At 64.5% G+C, this 21,596-nt stretch carries 1 protein-coding gene (cut by a window edge); it reads right to left on the bottom strand.

The genetic code is table 11. From position 1 onward, the window contains the following. On the bottom strand, window positions 1-21,469 hold the 5' portion of the coding sequence (locus QQJ96_RS06770) for a non-ribosomal peptide synthase/polyketide synthase (RefSeq protein ID WP_284331210.1). 6,131 nt of this gene lie to the left of the window's left edge; 21,469 of the gene's 27,600 nt are visible here — the first part of the coding sequence; the start codon lies at window positions 21,467-21,469; the stop codon falls past the left edge of the window. Window positions 21,470-21,596: the final 127 nt, after the last annotated feature.

Raw genomic sequence — 21,596 nt, 5'->3', positions numbered from 1 at the left:
CACCGCTCTTCAGGATTGCCAGCAACGCCACGATCATTTGCGCCGAACGTGGCAAGGCCAGTGCCACGCGATGCTCCGGCCCGATGCCGCGCCCGATCAGCACGTGCGCCAGCCGGTTGGCGCGCTGGTTGAGTTCGGCATAGCTCATCACGCCGTGCTCACCGATGACTGCATCAGCTTCCGGCGTGGCCGCCGCCTGCTGCGTGAATTCCAGAGGTTGCAGCGCAAACGCCACGTCGTGCGCGCTGGCGTTGCGCGATACCAGTAGTTCCTGCCGTTCTTCGCCACTAAGCAGGTCGAGGCGGCCGACAGCCTGTTGCGGATCGGCCGCCATCACCTCAAGCAGGCGGTGCAGGCGCGACGCCATCTGCCGGATCGCCGCGTCGTCGAATTGCTCCGCATCGTAATTGAGCCGCAAGCTCAGCTGTGTGCCCGGGTTGACCAGCAGGCTGAGCGGATAGTGTGTGGCGTCATGGCTATGAAAGCCGGTGACGCGCAGTTCGCCAAGTGCATTTTCCAGCGCGTGGCTGTCGATCGGATAGTTCTCGAACACGTATAAGCTGTCGAACAGCGGTCCGAGTTCGGCCAGCCGCTGGATCTCGGCCAGGTCCAGATGCTGATGCTCGATCAGCGCCGCCTGCCGTGCCTGTGCCTGCAACAGCACTTCGGCCAGCGTCTGCGACGACTGCCAATGCAAGCGGATCGGCAAGGTGTTGATGAACAGGCCAATCATGCGGGCCACGTCGGGCAGTTCGGCCGGCCGGCCGGATACCGTGCCGCCGAACACCACGTCGTTGCGTCCGCACAGATGGCCCAGCAGCAAACCCCAGGCGCTTTGCAACACGCTGTTGAGCGTCAGCCCCAGTTTGCGTGCCTGCTGGCCGAGGCTGCGCGTAAGCGCCTCGGACAACTGCCATGCATGATTGTGTTGCGCGCCGGTACCGGTGCGTTGCGTGGGCGCCAGCAAGGTCGGCTGTTCCAGGCCGTGCAAAGCGTCCAGCCATGCCTGCCGCGCAGCGTTGCGGTCACGCCGCGCCAGCCAGTCCAGGTAATGCCGGTACGGCGTCGGGTGCGACAACGATTGCGTTGCGCCGCGCGCTGCCTTGTACAGCTGGAACAGTTCCTGCGTCAGCACCGGCAACGACCAGCCGTCGAGCAGGATGTGGTGGTTGGTAAGCAGCAGCCGGTAGCGATCGTCCGCTAGCCGCAATAGCGTGAAGCGCATCAAGGGCGGGCAGGCGAGGTCGAAGCGGGTGTGACGATCCTGCTCTACCAGCCGTGCTAGCTGCTCATCTTGTTCGCCGGCAGCCAGCTCACTCAAATCATGCCAGCGCCAATCCAGCGGCACCTCCTTCGGCAGGCATTGCACCGGCTCGCTGCCGTGCGGATGCATGAAGGCGGCGCCTAGTTGCGGATGCCGCTGCAACAGTGCATGTGCAGCCTGGCGCAGCGCTGCGGGATCGAGTTGACCCTGCAGCTCGAAGCCCACTTGCACTACGTAGGCATCGGGGCCCTGGGTGTCGTACAGGGCGTGGAACAGCAGGCCTTTTTGCAGCGGCGACAATGGCAGCACATCACGCAGCGGCTGGTCTGCCTCCAGCGCTTCGATCTGTCCCTGGTCGAGGCGGACCAGTGGCAGGTCCGAAGGCGTGAGGCCACCGGCGAGTGGCTGTTGCAGGTGCCTGCCGATCGCCTGCAAGGCGCGTGTATAGGTTTGCGCAAGATCTTCCATCTGCGCTTGGCTGAACAGCTCTCCCGCCCATGACCAGGTGGCGACGAATTGGGCGCCGTCGCGCGATTCGCGGGTCAGGGCATTCAATTCGATCGGATGCGCCGGCGGCATTGCCGGATCGCCATGCACGCCGGTCTGTTCGGTGGCGACACTCCAGTCCTGCGTTTGGCCAGCAGGTACGCGGCCAAGGTAATTGAAGCTGATTTGCCGTTCACCGAAGGCGGCCAGCTGCTTGCCGGCTTCCGCATCCAAGTAACGCAACTCGCCGTAGCCGAGGCCATGGTCGGGCAGGGCGCGTAATTGTTCCTTCACTTGCTTGATGGTGCGCCCCATCGCCGTACCGCCACGTAGCGCTTCATCCAAGTCAATACCGATCAAATCCAGTCGCAGCGGGAGCAGGCTGGTGAACCAGCCGACCGTGCGCGTAAGGTCGATGCCCGTATCGCCGGTTTCGCGGCCGTGTCCTTCCAGGTCAAGCAGCACCTGCGAGGTCGATGCACCGGTGTGGCGGCGACGCCAATCGGCCAAGGCCAGGGCGAAGGCGCTGAGCAAAATGTCATTCACCTGCCCATGGAAGCGCGCCGGTGCTTCGCTCAGCAGGGCCTGGGTCAGCTCGATCGTTAGCTGCGTGCTGAATTGCCGCACGCTATGGCCGGTGTCACGCGTCGGATCGAACGATCGTGCTGACAACAGTGGATCGGGTACGTCAAGCAAGGCCGTCCACACCGGCAACTCCGCCTGCCGCCTGGCCGAGTGCGCCTCGTCGGCCAAGTGCGCCGACCAGTGGCGCAAGGAGTGGCTGACGGGTTGCAGGGCCGGCGTACGGCCGGCGGCAATCGCCTGCCACGCCTGCTGCAAATCGGGCAGCAGGATGCGCCAGGACACGCCGTCGACCGCCAGGTGGTGGATCACCAGCAGCAGGCGGCCGGAGCGTTCGCCGGCATCGAACCACACCGCCTGCAACATCCGGCCGTCTCGTGGTGCGAGACGACACTCGGCTGCAATCGCCTGTTCGGTCAGGCAGGTTTGCAGGCTTTCGTCGTCAAGCTGCGAGATGTCCACTCGCTGCAGGAGTGTGCGTGCGTCGAGGCTGCCGCTCTCGGGGATGTGCAGTCGTGCGCGCTCCGGCGTAATGGATGCCGACAGCTGCATACGCAGGGCGGGGTGATGATCGAGTAGCAGCTGCAAGGCGGCGACCAAATCGTCTTCGCGCAGCAACGCTGGCACCTGCAACAGCACCGATTGGCAGAAGCGATCGAATGCCAGTTTGCGTTCGAACAGCCAGTGCATGATCGGCGTCGGCGCCAGTTCGCCATGGGCGATATCCGGCGCCTGTGCCATATCGTCTTCCAAGTTGCGAGCAACCAGGGCGAGGGCGGCAACACTCTGGTGTTGGAACACGTCGCGCGGGGTGATCAGCAGGCCGGCCTTGCGAGCGCGGCTTACCAGCTGGATCGAAATGATGCTGTCGCCGCCCAGGTCGAAGAAACTGTCGGTGACGCCGACGCGCGGCAAGCCGAGCACTTCGGCGTATAGCTCCGCCAGCACCTGCTCCTGGGCCGTGCGCGGTGTGCGCCGGGCGTCGATACTTGCCTCCGGCGCCGGCAGCGCCTTGCGGTCCAGCTTGCCGTTCGGGGTCAGCGGCAGCTCCGGCAGCAGCACCAGGGTCGGCAACATGTGTTCGGGCAGCTGGGTGCCGATATAACGCCGTACGTCGTTGAAGCGCTCGAAGCTGGTGGGGTCATTGGCGTAACGTGACGCGTGATGCAGCCCGGCTCGCGGTAGATACAGATCGGTAATTGCGGCCGAGGCTTGCGCGTCCTTGACGAACACGGCGTCGAGCCAGCCATCGGCCTGGTTCGACCAGGTGATGGCGACGCGATAGCCCAGCACTTCGCCCAGGGTGCGCAACTCGTCGGTGTCGAATTCGCCTGCAGTCTGGTCGCGCAGTCGCTGCTGCAGGTCGCCCAATGCCGCGCCCGTCTGCAATGCCTGCATCGCCTCAAGTTCTGGCGCTAGCAAATGATTGGGCAGGCCGGTGACGCGCAGCTGCGCAGGCCGTTGCTTCTGCAGGTGGCGGCGTAAATCGCGTAACGTAACGAAATCGACGCCCAGCGCGATCTGCGGAATATGCGCGAGCGATAGTGTCTGCAACGGCGCCTTGCGCAGCACCACTTCGTAGCGGTGCCGGCTCAGCTCATTTCCGTAACGAGCGCGTTTGACCTGGATATCCACCGACGCGATGCCATCGATCAATGAGGGCAGGCGGGCGAAGAATTCGGGTGCAAGCAGCAGCTCCTTCTCGGCCAGCATGGTCTGCTCGATGCGCCGCTGGACGCTGTGCGGATCGGCATGGATGTCGGCCTGCTGGATCTGCACCGTGCTGGCGAAACAGCGTAGCGAGTGCAGGTTGCGCACGTCGCCCAGGAAAATCGCCCCACCCGGGGCCAGCAAGGTGGTGGCCTGGCGCAGCACTTCGGTCAGGTAATCGGCGCTGGGGAAGTACTGCACCACCGAGTTGAGCACGATCACGTCGAAGCTTTCGGCCGGCAGGCCGTCTGTTACGTGCGCCGGTTGCGCGCGCAATTGCACTCGCGCGGTCAACTCCGGATGCTCGCTGAGCTTGCCACGCAGCAGCTCGATGGTGGCGCTGGACAGGTCCACACCCCAGTAGCTGTCGCAATGCGGCGCCACCTTGGCCAGGATCAGGCCGCTGCCCACACCGATTTCCAGCACGCGGCGCGGCTTGAGCGCGAGGATGCGGTCCACCGCGGCGGCACGCCATGCCTGCATGTCGCGCAGCGGAATCGGCTGGCCGTCGTAGCTGCTGTTCCAGCCGCCGAAATCTTCGCCGAACACGGTTTCGTCGACCGGGCGCTGGTCCTGCGCTTCGCCGTGCAGCTTTTCGTAGATGGCCTTCCACTCGCCGACCTGGCGTTGCTCGCGATCCTCGTCGCGTGCCAGGCCGGCGGCGCGGTCAAGCACTACGTAGCCGACCAATTGCTTGTGTCCGCGCACATCCTCACGCGCCATCACTGCCGCCTGGGCCACCGCCGGATGCTGTTGCAGCACCGCTTCGATTTCTCCGGTCTCGATGCGGAAGCCGCGGACCTTGACCTGGTGGTCGGTGCGGCCGAGGTATTCCAGTTGGCCATCCTTGCGCCAGCGCGCCAGGTCGCCGGAACGGTACATGCGTGCGCCGGCTTCGAACGGATGCGCGACAAACCGCGTGGCGGTCAGCTCCGCGCGACCAAGATAGCCGCGGGCCAGGCCGGCGCCGGCGATATACAACTCGCCCGGCACGCCGACCGGTACCACGCGCAACTGATCATCCAGCACGTGCACTTGCGTGTTTTGAATCGGCCGGCCGATGGGGGCGACCTGCTTGCCGCTGAGCGCCTGGCTCATCGAGGCACACACCGTGGTTTCGGTGGGGCCATAGGCGTTGATCATGCAGCGCCCGTGCGACCAGGCCTCGACCAGGTGCGGCGCGCAGGCTTCGCCCGCCACCACCAGGTGAGTCAGGCCGGGCAAGGCATCCGGCGACATCACGCTGAGCGCAGAGGGTGGCAGCGTGACGTGCGTAACGCCTTGCTTGGTAATCAGTTCGACCAGGGCGTCGCCGGGCAGCAACTGCTCTTTCGGCGCGAGCACCAGCGTGGCGCCGGCCAGCAGCGCCATGCAGCATTCGGAAAACGCCGCATCAAAGCTGAGCGAGGCAAATTGCAACACGCGGCTGTCGGGCTGCACTTCAAAGCGCTCGATCTGGCCACCTGCTAGGCTGGCGATGCCAGTATGGGTCACCACCACACCCTTGGGTCGCCCGGTGGAGCCAGAGGTATAGATCACGTAGGCTGCGTGCCCGGTGTACAGGTGGCGACGGCGTTGCGCTTGCTGCACATTGGCGGACGGCTGCGCCGCCATGGCTTGGGCTGTCTGCGCCGTATCCATCAGCAAGGCCGGCACATTGTGCTCGGGCAGTTGCTGCAGCGTGGGCTGGTCGGTGATCAACAATTCCGGCTGCGCGTCCTCGAGCATGTAGGCCAGCCGATCCGCCGGATAGGCCGGATCGAGCGGCACATAGGCGGCGCCGGCCTTGAGGATGCCGAGCAACGCCACCGGCATGTCCAGCGAACGCGGCAAGGCCAGCGCAACGCGGTCTTCCGGGCCGATGCCTTGCTCGATCAGCTGATGCGCCAGGCGATTGGCACGCGCATTGAGTTGCGCGTAGGTGAGACTGGTGTCGCCGAAGCGTACTGCCGTGGCAGTTGGCGTGGCGGCGACCTGCTGCTCGAACAGTTCGGGCAACGTGGCCTGGGCATAGTCGCAAGCACTGAGATTCCAGTCCTGCAGTTGCCGCCGCTCATCGGCATCGAGCAGATCGATTTCGCCGATGCGCAGGCTGGGCGTCGTCGTGCAGGCATCGAGCATGGCCACCCAGCGCCGCAACAAGGTTTCCACCGTATCCGCGTCGAACAGGTCGGTGGCGTATTCGATAAAGCCTTTCAAGCCCTGCGGTGTGCCGTCTTCGGCATGGGCGTCGATGATGTTGAACAGCAGGTCGAGCTTGGCGGTAAGGAAGTCGGACGGTTCGGCCGACAGTTTCAAGCCAGGTAGTTCCAGTCGCGCCTGCTCGGTGTTCTGCAGCACGATGCCGACCTGGAACAGCGGATGATGCGCGGTGGAGCGGGTGGGATTGAGCAACTCCACCAGGCGCTCGAACGGCGCATCCTGGTGTGCGTAGGCGGCCAATGCGGTTTCGCGGACCTGTTGCAGCAGGTCGGTAAAGCTTGGATTGCCGGAAGTGTCGGTGCGCAACACCAGCGTGTTGACGAAAAAGCCGATCAGCTCGTCCAGCGCCTGGTCCGTGCGCCCGGCGATGCCGCCGCCGATGGCGATGTCGTTGCCGGCGCCAAGCCGGGTGAACAGGGCGGCCAGGCTGGCATGCAGCAGCATGAACAGGGTGGCCTGGTGCTGCCGGGCAAGTTTCAGCAGGCGATCGTGCAGCGCTGCATCGATTTGCACCGCCACCTGGCGGCCCTGGTAACTGGCCACTGCGGGACGCGGGCGATCAGTGGGCAGGGCGATGCATTCGGGCAGGCCGTCGAGTGCCTGTTTCCAGTACTTAAATTGCGCACGCAGCAGGCTAGCCGGATCGTCTTCGCTACCAAGCAAGGCGTGCTGCCACAAGGTGTAGTCCGCATATTGCACCGGCAGTGGCAACCACTCTGGCGCGCGACCTTCAAGTCGTGACGCATAGGCTTGCGCCACATCGCGCGCCATCGGTGCGAACGAGCCACCGTCGCCGGCGATGTGATGCAGCACCAGCATCAGCACGTGTTCCTGCGCGCCAAGGCGGAACAGGCGGGCGCGCAGCGGAATCTCGTGCGAAAGGTCGAAGCCGTAGCCGGCCGCTTCGGCCAGGGCGGTGGGCAATTGTTCGGCGTCCAGGCTTTCCACTTCGAGCGCCAGACTGACGTCGTGGGCGTCGAGAATCTTCTGCGCAGGTACTCCATCGATCTGCACGAACACCGTGCGCAGGCTTTCGTGACGTTCGATCAGGTCGTGCAACGCCTGCCGCAGGCTGGCCGGATCCAGCGTGCCCGACAGGCGCAGCGGCATGGGAATGTTGTAGGTGGCGCTGCGCCCTTCGAACTGATGGATAAACCACAGCCGGCGCTGGGCATGCGAGAGCGGCAACACGTCCGGGCGTTGTTGCCGGCAAAGTGTGGGGCGTGTCGTCGTGTGCGACAGGCGTGGCGAAAGTTCGGCTACCGTGGGTGATTCGAACAGGGTGCGAATGGCCACTTCCACGCCAAGCCTCGCGCGGATGCGACTGGCCAGTTGGGTGGCCAGCAGCGAGTGGCCGCCCAGTTCGAAGAAGTTGTCATCGATGCCCGCGCAACCGATGCCCAGCACATCGGCGAACAGGGTGCACAGCAGCGCCTCCTGCGCATTGCGCGGTTCGCGCATGGCGCGTGCGGACAGGTCCGGCGCCGGCAGGGCCTTGCGATCCAGCTTGCCATTGGGTGTGAGCGGCAACGCCTCCAGCATCACGAAGGCGTTGGGAAGCATGTAATCGGGCAAGCGTTGGGCGAGTTGTGTGCGCAGCGTGGCGGCATCCAAATCCACGCCCACCACGTACGCCACTAGTTGCTTGTGCCCACGATCCTCACGCACCACCACCGCACGGCGTGGCACGCCGATGGCGCCGAGCGCCGCTTCGATTTCGCCCAGTTCGATGCGGAAGCCGCGCAGCTTCACCTGGTTGTCGACGCGACCCAGGTAATCGAGCGTGCCGTCCTTGCGCCAGCGCACCAGGTCACCGGTGCGGTACATGCGCTCGCCGTATTCGAACGGATGGGCAACGAAACGCTCCGCGCTGAGTGCGGGGCGGCCAAGGTAGCCTCGCGCCAGGCCGGCGCCGGCGATATACAGCTCGCCAGGCACGCCGGTTGGCACCGGTTGCAGGCCGGCGTCCAGGACGTAGATGCGCGTGTTGTCCAGCGGTGCGCCGATGGTGATCGCATCATGACGCTCCACGCGGGCAAGCAATGACCACACTGTGGTTTCGGTCGGCCCGTACATGTTCCACAACTCAGCGGCCGAGGCGTGCAAGTCGGCGGCCAGATCGGGCGGCAGCGCTTCACCACCGCTCAGGATCCGCAACGTCGGCGACGGACGCCAGCCGGAAGCACACAGCATCTGCCAGGTGGCCGGCGTGGCCTGAATCAAGTTGGGTGACACTTCTTCAATGCGTGCACGCAGGAGTTGTGCATCCGTCGCAACGTCGCGAGCCACCAGCTGTACGCAGCCCCCTTGCAGCAGCGGCAAGTACAGCTCAAGTGCCGCGATGTCGAACGAGATCGGCGTCAACGCCAGCAATACGTCGCCGGCAGCCAGGCCAGGCTTGTTGGCCATCGACTGCAGGAAGTTCTCCAGCGCGCGATGCTCGATCGTGACGCCCTTGGGCCGTCCGGTAGAACCGGAGGTATAGATCACGTAGGCCGGATGCTGGGGCCGCAGCAGGCGGCGCCGGTCTTCGTAGTCCGGATTGTGCGCAGGCGCGATGGCGAGGCCATCCTGCCAGGCTTGCGTGTCGATGACGATGCAGCTTTTTGCGGCACCGAAGTTGCGTCCTTGCCACAGCGCTTCTTGCGATGCCAGGGAAATCAACGCGGCCGGCCGCGCATCGTCCAGCATGTAGTGCAGGCGATCGATCGGATAGTCCAGGTCCAGCGGCAGATAGGCCGCGCCAGCCTTCAGCACCCCAAGCAAAGCCACCAGCATGTCGGTCGAACGCGGCAGCGCCACCGCCACACGATCTTCCGGCCCGATGCCACGGGCGATCAGCAAGTGCGCAAAGCGATTGGCGCGCTCGTTCAATTGCGCATAGCTCAGGCGCTGCTGTTCGACCACCAGGGCGATGGCATCCGGCGTAGATGCAACTTGCTGCTCGAATCGCCGCGGCAAGTTGGGGCCTTCCAGCGGGTATTCGGTGTCGTTGCGCTCGCTGAGCAACAGGCTGCGTTCGTCCTGCGTGAGCAGGTCGATGCGGGCGAGCAATTGCATCGGGTCGGCCGCGACGGCTTCCAGCAGTCGCAGCAAGCGTTCGCCCAGCGTTTCGATGCTGGCTCGCTCGAACAGGTCGGTGGCGTAACCGAGACGCCCGTCGATCCCGGCTGCTGCGCCGTCCTGCGCTTGCTGTTCAACGAAGTCGAGGGTGAGATCGAACTTGGCGACCGGCAAGCTCAGCGGGTATTCGCGCGCCTCGATTCCCGCCAGGCGCAGTTGCGGCGTATCGGTGTTATGCAGAGCGAACAGCACCTGGTACAGCGGATGGTGCGAAAGCGAACGGGCCGGGTTGAGTGCTTCCACCAGCTGCTCGAACGGGAGGTCCTGCTGTGCGTAGGCCTGCAAGTTGTTCTCGCGCACGCGCGCCAGCAGTTCGGTAAAGCTTGGCCGTCCTGACAGGTCGGTGCGCAACACCAGGGTGTTGAGGAATAGACCCACCATGCCGTCGAGAGCGGCATCGTTGCGAGCCGCCACCGGCGTGCCTAGCACGATGTCGTCGCCGGCGCCGAGCCGATGCAGCAAGGCGGCCAGTGCGGCATGCAACAGCATATGCAGGCTCGCCCGGTGCTGGCCGGCGAGCTGCTTGAGGCGAGCATGCAACTTGGCCGGGATGCGCAGGGTGACACTGTCGCCGCGCTGGCTGGCCACCGCGGGACGCGGGCGGTCAAGCGGTAGCGCGATTTGCTCGGGAATGCCGGCCAGTCGTTCGCGCCAGTAGGCGATCTGTTGATGCGCGAGGCTGTGCGGATCGGCATCGTTGCCCAGCACCTGATGTTGCCACAAGGTGTAGTCGGCGTATTGCAGCTGGTCGCCCGTCCACTGTGGTGACTGGCCATTGGCGCGCACTGCATACGCGTTAGCCAGATCATCGAGCAGCGGAGCCAGCGAAGCGCCGTCGGCAGCAATGTGATGCAGCAACAGCAACAGCACGTGTTCGTCGTCGCCGAGGCGGAACCACTCTGCGCGTAGCGGCAATTCGTGCGTCAGATCAAAGGCGTGCTGGGCGGCGTTGCGTAGGCTTGTATCCAGCATTACTGCGCTGGTGTCGTGGCGGATCAGCGGCACGTATGCCTTGTCTACGGGCAGCACGTGCTGCGAAGGATTTTCCAGATCTGGGAAGACCGTGCGCAGGCTTTCATGCCGGGTCACCAGATCGTCCAGCGCGGCTTGCAGCGCATCGGCATCCAGCTTTCCATGCAGCCAGGCGGCCGCCGGAATGTTGTAGGTGGCGCTGGGGCCTTCCAGCCGATGCAGGAACAGCAAGCGCCGCTGCGGGTAGGAAAGAGGCAGCTGCACGGGGCGCGGCATGATTCCAAGCGTGGGGCGGACTGCGATGGTTGGTGCCAGGCGTTCTGCCAGCGCCGCGACCGTGCGCGCTTCGAACAGGCTGCGTATCGGCAGTTCGATTTTCAGCCTGGCGCGAAGGCGGCCAGCCAGCCGTGCCGCCAGCAGGGAATGGCCGCCCAGTTCGAAGAAGTCATCATCGATGCCAATGCGTGGCAGGCCGAGCACCTCGGCGAACTGTTCGCACAGTAACGCTTCCTGTGGTGTGCGTGGCTCGCGCTTGCTGGCGGAGGTGAACTCGGGCGCGGGCAAGGCCTTGCGGTCGAGCTTGCCGTTGAGGCTTAGCGGCAGGCTGTCCAGGGCCATGAAGACCGAGGGCAGCATGTAGTCGGGCAAGCGTTCGGCCAGTTGTTCGCGAAGCTTCGCGGTATCCAGCTGCGTTGCGGCGACGTAGGCCACTAGCTGCATCTGGCCATGATGGTCGTTGCGCGCCAGCACGGCGTTCTGCACATAACCCAACTGTGCCAACGCGTGCTCGATTTCACCCAGCTCGATGCGCTGGCCGCGCAGCTTCACTTGGGTGTCGACGCGTCCCAGGTATTCAAGCTGTCCGTCCGCGCGCCAGCGGGCGAGATCGCCGGTGCGATACATGCGCCGGCCGCTATCGAAAGGATTGGCGACGAAGCGTTCGGCGGTCAATCCGGGACGGTGCAAATAGCCGCGCGCCAGTCCGGTTCCGGCCAGATACAGCTCGCCGGTCACCCCGCTGGGCAGGGGACGCAGTGCGGCATCCAGTACATAAGTCTGCGTGTTCCAGATCGGCGCACCGATCGGCACGTTGCTGGCTTGTTCGTCATCGCGGCAGGCCCACGCGGTGACGTCGATCGCCGCCTCGGTGGGGCCGTAGAGATTGTGCAATGGACGATTCAGGCTTGCTTGTGCGCGGCGGCGCAGCTCGCCCGATAGCGCTTCGCCGCTGCACAGAATTCGACGCAGGCTGGTGCAGGCCGCGCTGGCCGGCTCATGCAGGAAGGCCTCCAGCATCGACGGCACGAAGTGCAGCGTGGTGACGCCTTGCTGCTGGATCAGTTTGGCCAAGTAGGCCGGATCGCGATGACCTTCAGGCTTGGCCAGCACCAGTCGCGCGCCTGCCAGCAGCGGCCAGAAGAATTCCCACACCGACACGTCGAAGCTGGCCGGCGTTTTCTGCAGCACCACGTCGTCGGCTTGCAGTCCGTAGGCATGCTGCATCCACTGCAGGCGATTGACGATGCCTTGTTGGGTATTGGGAACACCCTTGGGCTTGCCAGTGGAGCCGGAAGTGTAGATCACGTACGCCGGATGCAGTGCGCGCAACGTTTGATGTCGTTGGGCATCGCTGGGGTTGTGCAGGGCGCTTTGTCCCAGCTGCGCCTGCACACCGATATCGTCCAGCTGCAGTGCCGGTGTTCCTGGCGGCAGCGTGCTCAGCACATCGCTGCGGCTGATCACGCTGGCCGGTTGCGCATCCTCCAGCATGAAGGCGAGGCGTTCGGCCGGATAATCGGTATCCAGCGGCAGGTACGCGGCGCCGGTCTTCAGCACGGCAAGCAGGGCGACGATCAGTTCAAGCGAGCGAGGCAGCGCGACGGCTACCACGCGCTCCGGACCGGCGCCATCGGCGATCAACGAATGCGCCAGGCGATTGGCCTGCTCGTTGAGTTCGGCGTAACGCAGCGATTGTTGCTCGAAGACGGCGGCAATGGCATCGGGTGTGCGCGCCACTTGCTGCTCGATCAGTGCGGGCAGGGTGGTGTCCGGTACCGGATGCGCGGTGGCATTCCAGGCGCGCCATTGTTCGTGCTCGGCCTTGGCCAGCCAATCCATGCGCGCGACCGGACGGGACAGGTCGACCGCCAGCGCTTCGAGTATGCGTTCGTAACGCTCGGCCATCGCCTGGATCTGCGTGGCGACAAACACCTCGGCAAGATAGCCCATGCGCATTTGCAGGTGCTCGCCGGGTACGAACACCAGGCTCAGCGGATAGTGCGTCATGTCGCCGCCATGATGGTCGGCCATGGCAACGCGCAGCCCTTGCTGCTCGTCGAGGACACGGCGATCGGCCGGGTCGAACGGATAGTTCTCGAACACCAGCAAGGTATCGAACAGTTCGCGCTGGCCGCTGGCCGCGAGGATTTCGGTAAGGCCCAGGTGCTGCGCACGGATCAGTGTGGCTTGTTCGTCCTGCAGCTGCGCCAGTAGCGCGCCGAGGCCGACGCGGTGATCGATGCGCAGGCGCAGCGGCACCGTATTGATGAACAGGCCGACCATACGTTCCACGCCGGACAATTCTGGCGGACGTCCGGACACAGTGACGCCAAAGCAGACGTCGGCGTTGCCGGTGGCCTGGCTCAGCAGCAGCGCCCACGCGCCCTGCAACAGCGTATTTAGCGTAAGCCCGTGCCGGCGCGCCTGGTTTTCCAGGGCGCGGCTCAGCTCGTTGGAGAATTCGTGCTGATGCACCAGTGGCATCGACGGCTGGGCGGGCGCCTGCGGCGCAAGCAAGCAGGGTTGCTCCATGCCGTCCAGCGCGTTGCGCCATAGCGCACGCATCTCATCTCGGTCTTGTCTCGCCAGCCAGGCAAGGTAGTCGCGATAGGGGCGTACGTACGGCAGGGCCTGATCGCCGCCCATGTGGTAAATGGCGAACAACTCAGGCAGCAGGATCGGCATCGACCAGCCGTCGAGCAGTACGTGGTGATAGGTGAAAACCAGCCGGTAGCGTTGCGGCGAAAGCTGGATCAGGGTGAAGCGCAACGAGATTTCGGCGGGATCGAAACGATCTTGCCGATCACGTCGCAGATGTTGCTGCAAGGCCGCTTCGCGTCGCGTCTTGGGCAATTCGCTCAGGTCGATGAATTGCCAGCAATCGGGCGTTGCCTGGGGAATCAGTTGCAGGAATTGCTGGCTGTCTTCCTGCTGGACGAAGGCGGCGCATAGCTGCGGGTGTCGCGCCAGCAGGCTGCGCACGGCCGCGTGCAGTCCATCGGGACGCCATCGTCCTTCCAGCGCAAACACCATCTGGGTGAGATAGGCATCGGGGGCGTGGGTGTCGTACAGCGCATGGAACAGCAGGCCTTCCTGCAACGGCGCCAGTGGCAGCACATCGGCCAGCGGACGCGTGTGTTCCAGTTGCTCGATGGCGTGCTGGTCCAGTTGCACCAGCGGCAGATCGGAGGGCGTGAGGCCGCCGGCCGCGTGCAGTGCGAGCGTTTGCAGCAGCGCGAACCAGTGGCGGCCAAGTTGTTCGATCTCGGCCTGTTCGAACAACTGCCCGGCGTAGGACCATTCGGCGCCCAGCTCCGGTCCGCCGGCATGATCCAGCACGGCCGCGTTGAGCGTAATCGCGTGCGATAGCGCGCGCTCTGCCGCGTCGCCGCCGCCCAGTGCTTGCAGGCCACTTTGCGCGGAGACGGTAAAGCGACCCAGGTAATTGAAGGCGACCTGCGAGGCCGGATACGTCTGCAAAGCCGTGCGACCGGTGTCATCCAGATAACGCAGCACGCCATAGCCGAGGCCGTGGTCCGGAATCGCGCGCAGCTGTTCCTTGATGCGTTTGAGTGCACGGCCGAGATGGTCGCCGCTCACATCTTGCTTGAACTCGACGGAGCCCGGATCGAGCGCCACCGGATAGAGGCTGGTGAACCAGCCGACCGTGCGCGATAGATCCACGCCATCGAAGACATCTTCGCGGCCGTGGCCTTCGACGTCGAAGCGCACGACAGCTGAAGCCTGGGCGTCGCGCTGCTTACGCCACGTCGCCAACGCCACGGCAAACGCCGTAAGCAGTACATCCTGGATGCCGGTATGAAAGGCTGCCGGCACGTCCCCCAACAGGCGAGCGGTGATCTCGCTCGGCAGCTGCATGCGTAGTCGCCGCTGTGTCTGCACCGTGTCATGGGCGGCATCGAGTGAGCGAGCCCCCAGTAGTGGATCGGGCGTGGCGGCTATCTCGCGCCATCGCTCAAGTTCCTGCTGACGACGAGGTGCGCGCGCATCCCGTTGTAGCTGTTGCGCCCAACGGCGCAGCGAGGTGACAGGTGGATCCAGTGCGATGGCTTGCCCCTGCGCGGCCGATTCCCACGCCAGTTGCAGGTCGGGCAACAGGATGCGCCACGACACGCCGTCGACGGCGAGATGGTGGATCAGCAACACCAGGCAGCTCGGCTGCTCGGTGCCGCAGTCCCCCCAGATCGCCTGCACCAGCAGGCCGGCGTGCGGATCGAGCCGGGCCAGCGCCGCCTCGGCGGCTTCATCGAGCCGTTGCTGCCGTTCCGCGAGTTCGGCATCCAGCAGGTCGATACGAGTGATACACGCTGCGGCAGAGACCGTGCCGGGCGGCGGAATCGTCGCGACGATCTCGCCCTGTCTGCCGGTCAAGCGCATGCGCAAAGCGTCGTGGCGGTCGAGCAGGGCCTGCAAGGCATCCAGCATGATGCGTTGGGTAGTGCCGGCTGGAACGCTCAGTTGTTGCGATTGATACAGCCGCGACAGCGGGCCGCCGTGCTCGACGAAGGCGCGCATGATCGGCAGCAGCGGCAGTTCACCGGTAGCGTCATCGTTGACCGGCGCCGACGCCGGTGGCGTAACCTGGAAGTTGGCATTGGCTGCCAGCGCTTCCACGCTCGGAAATTTGAAGACATCGCGTGGCGCGATCAGCAGGCCGTGCTTGCGCGCTCGGCTGACCAGGCGAATCGCACCGATGCTGTCGCCGCCGAGCTGGAAGAAACTGTCGTCGATGCCGACCGTCTGCAAACCCAGTACTTCGGCGAACAGTTCGCACAGCAATTGTTCCTGCGCGTTACGCGGTTCGCGCATGCTACCCGCACTGAAATCCGGTGCAGGCAGCGCTCGGCGGTCCAGCTTGCCGTTGGTGGTAAGCGGGAGCGCCGGCAGCGCAACGAACGCAACGGGAATCATGTAGTCGGGCAAGCGCTTGGCGATTTCCCCGCGCAGCGCTGCGGCATCCACGCTATCTGCAACGAAGTAGGCGACCAGTTGCTTCTGTCCTGCATGGTCTTCGCGTGCGATGACGGCGTTCTGCGGCATGCCCAGTTGCGCGAGTGCCGCTTCGATCTCGCCGAGTTCGATGCGGTAGCCGCGGATCTTCACCTGGGTGTCGATGCGGCCTAGGTATTCCAGCTGGCCGTCGGCACGCCATCGCGCCAGGTCACCGGTGCGATACATGCGTTCGCCGTCCACGAACGGATCGGCCACGAAGCGTTCGGCGCTGAGGGCTGGGCGATGCAGATAGCCGCGCGCCAGGCCGCTGCCGGCGATATACAGTTCGCCGGCCACGCCGGTCGGTTGCGGCTGCAATTGCGCGTCGAGCACGTACAGCCGGGTATTCCAGATCGGCCGGCCGATGGCGACGCTGCTGGCTTCGTGCATGTCCTCGACTATTTCATGCGTGCAGCAACCGACCGTAGCTTCGGTGGGGCCGTATTCGTTGATGAGCCGCACGTGCGGGTAGCGTTGCTGCCAAAATGCGAGATCAGCCGGCACCAGGGCTTCGCCACCCAATAGCAAGGTTTCGGCGGGCGCCGGCGCGTCGGCTTCGAGTTGCGCGTTGAGCAGCTTCAAATGCGCTGGCGTGAGCTTGAGCATGTCGTAGCTGCCGGACGGCATGCCGGCGACCAGGCGCGAGAAATCGCCGCCGACTTCAAGCAGGGCAAGCGGCTGTCCCGCGAGCAGGGGGCCGAACAGGGTGGTGGCGCTGCCGTCGAAGGTGGCCGACAAGGTGGTGGCCGAACCGTTGCCGTCCGGGTGGAAGTAGGCGTGTCGACTCCAGGCGAAGTAGTGCGCCACGGAGCGATGCGTCACCACCACGCCCTTGGGCTTGCCGGTGGAGCCGGAGGTGTAGATCACGTAGGCCGGATGCGCCAGGCTTAGTGGCTGACGCCGGTCGGCATCGGTCGGGTTGTCTTGGCGGCTTTGCTCAAGATGCTCCCGTAGCTGCGCATCGTCCAGCAGGCAGCAGGATGCCTCGGCGGGAAATTGTGCGCGGAAGGTTTGCAGCGTGATTACCTGCAACGGCTTGGCGTCGTCAAGCATCAGCGCCAAGCGTTCCGGCGGATAGCCCAGATCGAGCGGCAAATAGGCGGCGCCGCTCTTCAGTACAGCCAGCAGCGCAACAATCAGGTCCAGCGAGGGCGGTAACGCAATGGCGAGCACGCACTCGGGGCCGGCGCCTTGCTCGATCAACCGATGCGCAAGCCGGTTCGCCTGTTGGTTGAGCTGGTCGAAGTCGAGCTGTTGCGCGCCGCAGATGGCGGCGATTGCCGTCGGCGTGCGCGTCACTTGCGCCTCGAACAGGGCGGGAAGTGTGGTTTCGACTACCGCATGCTGCGTGGCATTCCAGCCCTGCAGCAGCTGTTGCCGCTCCGCTGCATCGATCAATGCGATGCTGCCGATCGGTTGGCTGGCATCGTCGGCAACGGCATGCAGCAAGCGCACGAAGCGCTGCGCGACCGCCTCTATCGTCGTCGCATCGAACAAGTCAGTGGCGTATTCTACGAAACCATGCAAGCCGGCCGGGCGGCCATCGTCATGCACGTGCTCGGCAAGCTCGACACTAAGGTCGAACTTGGCGGTGGGTAGCTCGAACAACTGCTCGCTGGCATGCAGATGGGCCAGTTGCAGCGACTTTCCGGCCGCTTTCTGCAATACCAGCATCACTTGATACAGCGGGTGATGCGACAGCGAGCGTTCGGGGCTTAAGGCATCGACCAGATGCTCGAACGGCAGATACTGATGTTCGAAGGCGGCCAGGCCGGTCTGGCGCACGCGCGCCAGCAAGGTGTCGAAGCGCGGATTGCCCGAGGTGTCTGCGCGCAGCACCAGGGTGTTGAGACAAAAGCCGATCAGATCGTCCAGCGCACGCTCTTCGCGTCCCGCCACGGAGCTGCCGATCGGAATGTCGGTGCCCGCGCCGAGGCGGGTGAGCAAGGCTGCCAGCGCGGCATGCAGCATCATGAATAGCGTACAGTCATGCTGCTGCGCCAGGGCCAGCAGGCGGCCATGCAACTCCGCGTCGATATGGAACAGCAGGTGCTGGCCGCGGTAGCTCATGGCGGCGGGACGCGGGCGATCGTACGGCAGGCTCAGTTGTTCGGGTAAATCGGCCAGCGCTTGCCGCCAATAGCCCAGTTCGCGCGCGTGCAGGCTTTGCGGGTCAGCGGGATCACCGAGCAGTGCTTGCTGCCACAAGGTGTAGTCGGCGTATTGCACGGGCAGCGGCAACCAAGCCGGTGCCCGCTGTTGAAGCCGCGCGGCGTAGGCTTGGGCAAGATCGCGTGCCAGGGGAATCAGTGACGCGCCATCTGCGGCGATGTGATGCAGCAAAAGCAGCAACACGTGACGGTCGCGGTCGACGCGGAACAAGCTCGCGCGCAACGGAAGTTCGCGGCTGAGGTCGAAGGCATGCGCTACCGCGGCGTCGAGCGATGCTTGCAAGGTGTCTGCATTGACGTCGAGCACCGTAAGTTCGAGGTCGGCCTGTTCAAGCACCTGCTGGTAAGCCGTATCGCCGCCCGGGAACAGTGTGCGAAGACTGTCGTGGCGACCAACAAGATCGTTCAATGCGGCCCCCAGGGCCGCCACATCCAGCGGGCCATCGAGGCGACTAGCCAAGGGAATGTTGTAGGTGGCGCTAGGTCCCTCCAATTGGTGCATGAACCACAATCGCCGCTGCGCATAGGACAACGGCAGGCGCGCGGGACGCGGCATGGCCGTAAGAATGGGGAGCTGGTTATTGCCCTTCCGCAACTTCTGGGCTAGCAGGGCAACGCTGCGTGCCTCGAACACGTCGCGAATCGATACCTCCGCCCGCATCTGTTCACGGATGCGCGATATCAATCGCGTCGCCAGCAGCGAATGCCCGCCGAGTTCGAAGAAGTTGTCGTCAATGCCGACGCGCTCCATGCCCAGCACTTCGGCAAACAGTTGCGCCAGCACGGTTTCTTCCGGTGTGCGCGGCTCGCGCTGCGTGACAGGCGTGAAGTCGGGCGCAGGCAGGGCCTTGCGATCGAGCTTGCCATTGGGATTGAGCGGCATGGCATCCAGCGCGACGAAAGCGGCCGGCACCATGTAGTCGGGCAGTCGCTTGGCGAGTTGCGCGCGCAGCTGCGCTGCGTCCACTGCTGACGCCACCATGTAGGCAACCAGTTGCAAGGCTTCACCGTGGTCGGCTCGCGCTACGACGACGTTCTGCGTCATGCCCACCTGTGCCAGTACGGACTCGATCTCGCCCAGCTCGATGCGCAGGCCGCGCAGCTTCACCTGATGATCGGTACGGCCCAGGTATTCCAGTTGGCCATCCGCCCGCCAGCGCACGCTGTCGCCGGTGCGATACATGCGCGTGCCCGGTGTGAACGGGTTGGCGATGAAACGCCCGGCGGTAAGGCCGGCGCGATGCAGGTAGCCACGTGCCAGGCCGGCGCCGGCCAGATACAGCTCGCCTGGCGCGCCGATCGGCGTTGGCTGCAAGCTGTCGTCCAAGACGTAGGTTTGCGTGTTCCAGATCGGTGCGCCGATCGGGACTGACTGGCCGGCGGTCTCGTCGCGGCAGGTCCAGGCTGTGACGTCGATGGCAGCTTCGGTCGGGCCATACAGATTATGCAGTGGCCGATTCAGTTGCTGGCGCCAGCGGTCGCGCAAGGCGCCGCTGAGTGCTTCGCCACTGCAGATCACGCGGCGCACGCTGCGACAATGGACGCTGCTCGGCTCCTGCAGGAAGGCTTCCAGCATGGACGGCACGAAGTGCAGGGTGGTGACGCCATGCCAGCGGATGATTTGCGCCAGGTAGGCCGGATCGCGATGGCCGCCCGGCTTGGCGAGCACCAGGCGTGCGCCGTACAGCAGAGGCCAAAAAAATTCCCACACCGATACATCGAAGCTGAAGGGCGTCTTCTGCAGCACCACGTCATCGGACTGCAGGGCGTAGGCATGCTGCATCCAGGCCAGGCGATTGACCAGGCCGGCGTGAGTGTTCGGTGCGCCCTTGGGCTTGCCGGTGGATCCGGAGGTATAGATGACGTAGGCCGGGTGCCGCGGATCGAGGTCTATAACTGGATTGTGCGCAGGTGCATTCGCAAGCGCTGTCTGCACTGAGGCTGCATCCAAATCCATGCGCGGCACGTCACCCGCCGGCACCTCGATATCGCTGCGAGTGATCAGGCGCCGCGGCTTGGCATCGGCGAGCATGAAGGCCATGCGTTCGGCGGGATAGTCGGTATCCAGCGGCAAATAGGCGGCACCGGCTTTGAGTACGGCCAGCAGCGCAACCACCAGTTCGAGCGAACGCGGCAGCGCGATGGCGACGATGCTTTCCGGTCCTGCGCCGTCTTTGATGAGCCGATGGGCGAGGCGATTGGAGCGCGTGTTCAGTTCGGCGTAGCTGAGCGTCTCATCTTCAAAGACAGTGGCGATGGCATCGGGGGTCTGCGCGACTTGCTGCGAGAACAGCGCGTGGACGGTGGCGTCGGCAACAGCATGTCGAGTGGCGTTCCAGTCGTGTACGACCTGCCGGCGTTCCTCCGCATCCAATAATGCGATCTCGCCAATCGGCCGCGACGGATCGGCAATCGCCTGCTCGATGAAGTGCAGCAGACGCCGGGCGTGCAGGGTGACGTCAGCGCTCTCGTAGAGTTCGCGGTTGGCGTCTACGTGCAGTTCGCAGGCGGCTGTGCCGAGTCGGCCTTGCAGCGTAACCGCCAGGTCATGCGTCAGGCCGTTATTGAGCGAATGCGAAGTGATCGGCGTGCCGTCGATGGCGCAGTCATCATCGAAGCCGACGATGTTGATGCGCGGCCCGAAAGTGTGCGAGGCCGCGGCACCGCGCAGTTGCTGGATATCCTTGCCACGGAAATGCTGGTGCTTGAGGTGGCGCAGGATTTCGCTGCCGGCGCGCCGGGCCAGTTCGGTAATGCTCTCGCTGGAGGATATCGCCAGGTTGAACGGCAGTACGTTGGCCAACATGCCGGGGACGTCGCGCGTTTCCTTGCTGCGAGCGGCGACCGGAAAGTCGAACACGCTGATGCGTCCATCGCTGACGCGGAACATGTAGGCCGCCACCATGGCGGTAAGCAACTGCGGCCATTTACCGTTGGTCCGCTCCGCAGCCAGGAAGCGTGCGGCGAGTTCGGCAGGAAAACGCGAGCTATGGCGCCGATAAGCGCTGCTGGTGCTGGGTGGACGGCCGCTGATGCCTTCGGCTTCGCCGAGCTTGCGCACATAGTCCTGCCAGTAGGTGCGGTCGCTGTGATAGCGCGCAGATGCGCGGTAAGCGATGTCGCTTTCGAGCAGCAGGCTGATCGGTGCGCTCGTTGCGGACGGTACCGGCTCGTTGCGCAGTAGCGCAGTGTAAATGGTCGCCACACGACGCGTGGCATGCGGAATGCTGGCGCCATCCATCGCAATGTGGTGATAGCGCTTGTACCACCAATAGCGCTGCGGGCCGAGCTTGAGCAGCGCATAGTGGAAGAGCTTGTCGCCGAGCAGATCGTAGACGCGACTGCCTTCATCGGCCATGGTCGCGTGCGCTGCGGCATGGGGATCCGCTTGATCTGATACATCGATGACCTCAAGCGAGAACGACGAGGCGTCGGCGACAAATTGTCGCGGCCCGTCGTGCGTATCCACGAAGCGCAGGCGCAAGGTTTCTGTTTCGCCAATAAACAGCTTGAGCGCTTGTTCGAATAGGGCTGCATCCAGTGCAACTGGCATATCGACGTAGCCGCGGCTGTCATAAAGCGGATTGTGTGGATCCAGCTGCTGCGCAAACCACATTTCAAGCTGTGGCGCAGACAACGCATGCAAGGCGGCTTTGGCTTCGCACATGGTGATATCCCGTTATTAGGCGCAAGAACCCCTATCCGGCGCCGCGCAACGGCGTCGGATCGATGCTTCGCAAGGAGCGCGAAAGTTTGCTGCTTACTCAGTGCCTATCGGAACGAACGACACGATC

The sequence above is a fragment of the Dyella flagellata genome (assembly GCF_030160275.1).
Taxonomy (GTDB): Bacteria; Pseudomonadota; Gammaproteobacteria; order Xanthomonadales; family Rhodanobacteraceae; genus Dyella_B; species Dyella_B flagellata.
Note: the sequence above shows the minus strand (reverse complement) of the source record. Positions and strands in the feature narration are given on the sequence as shown.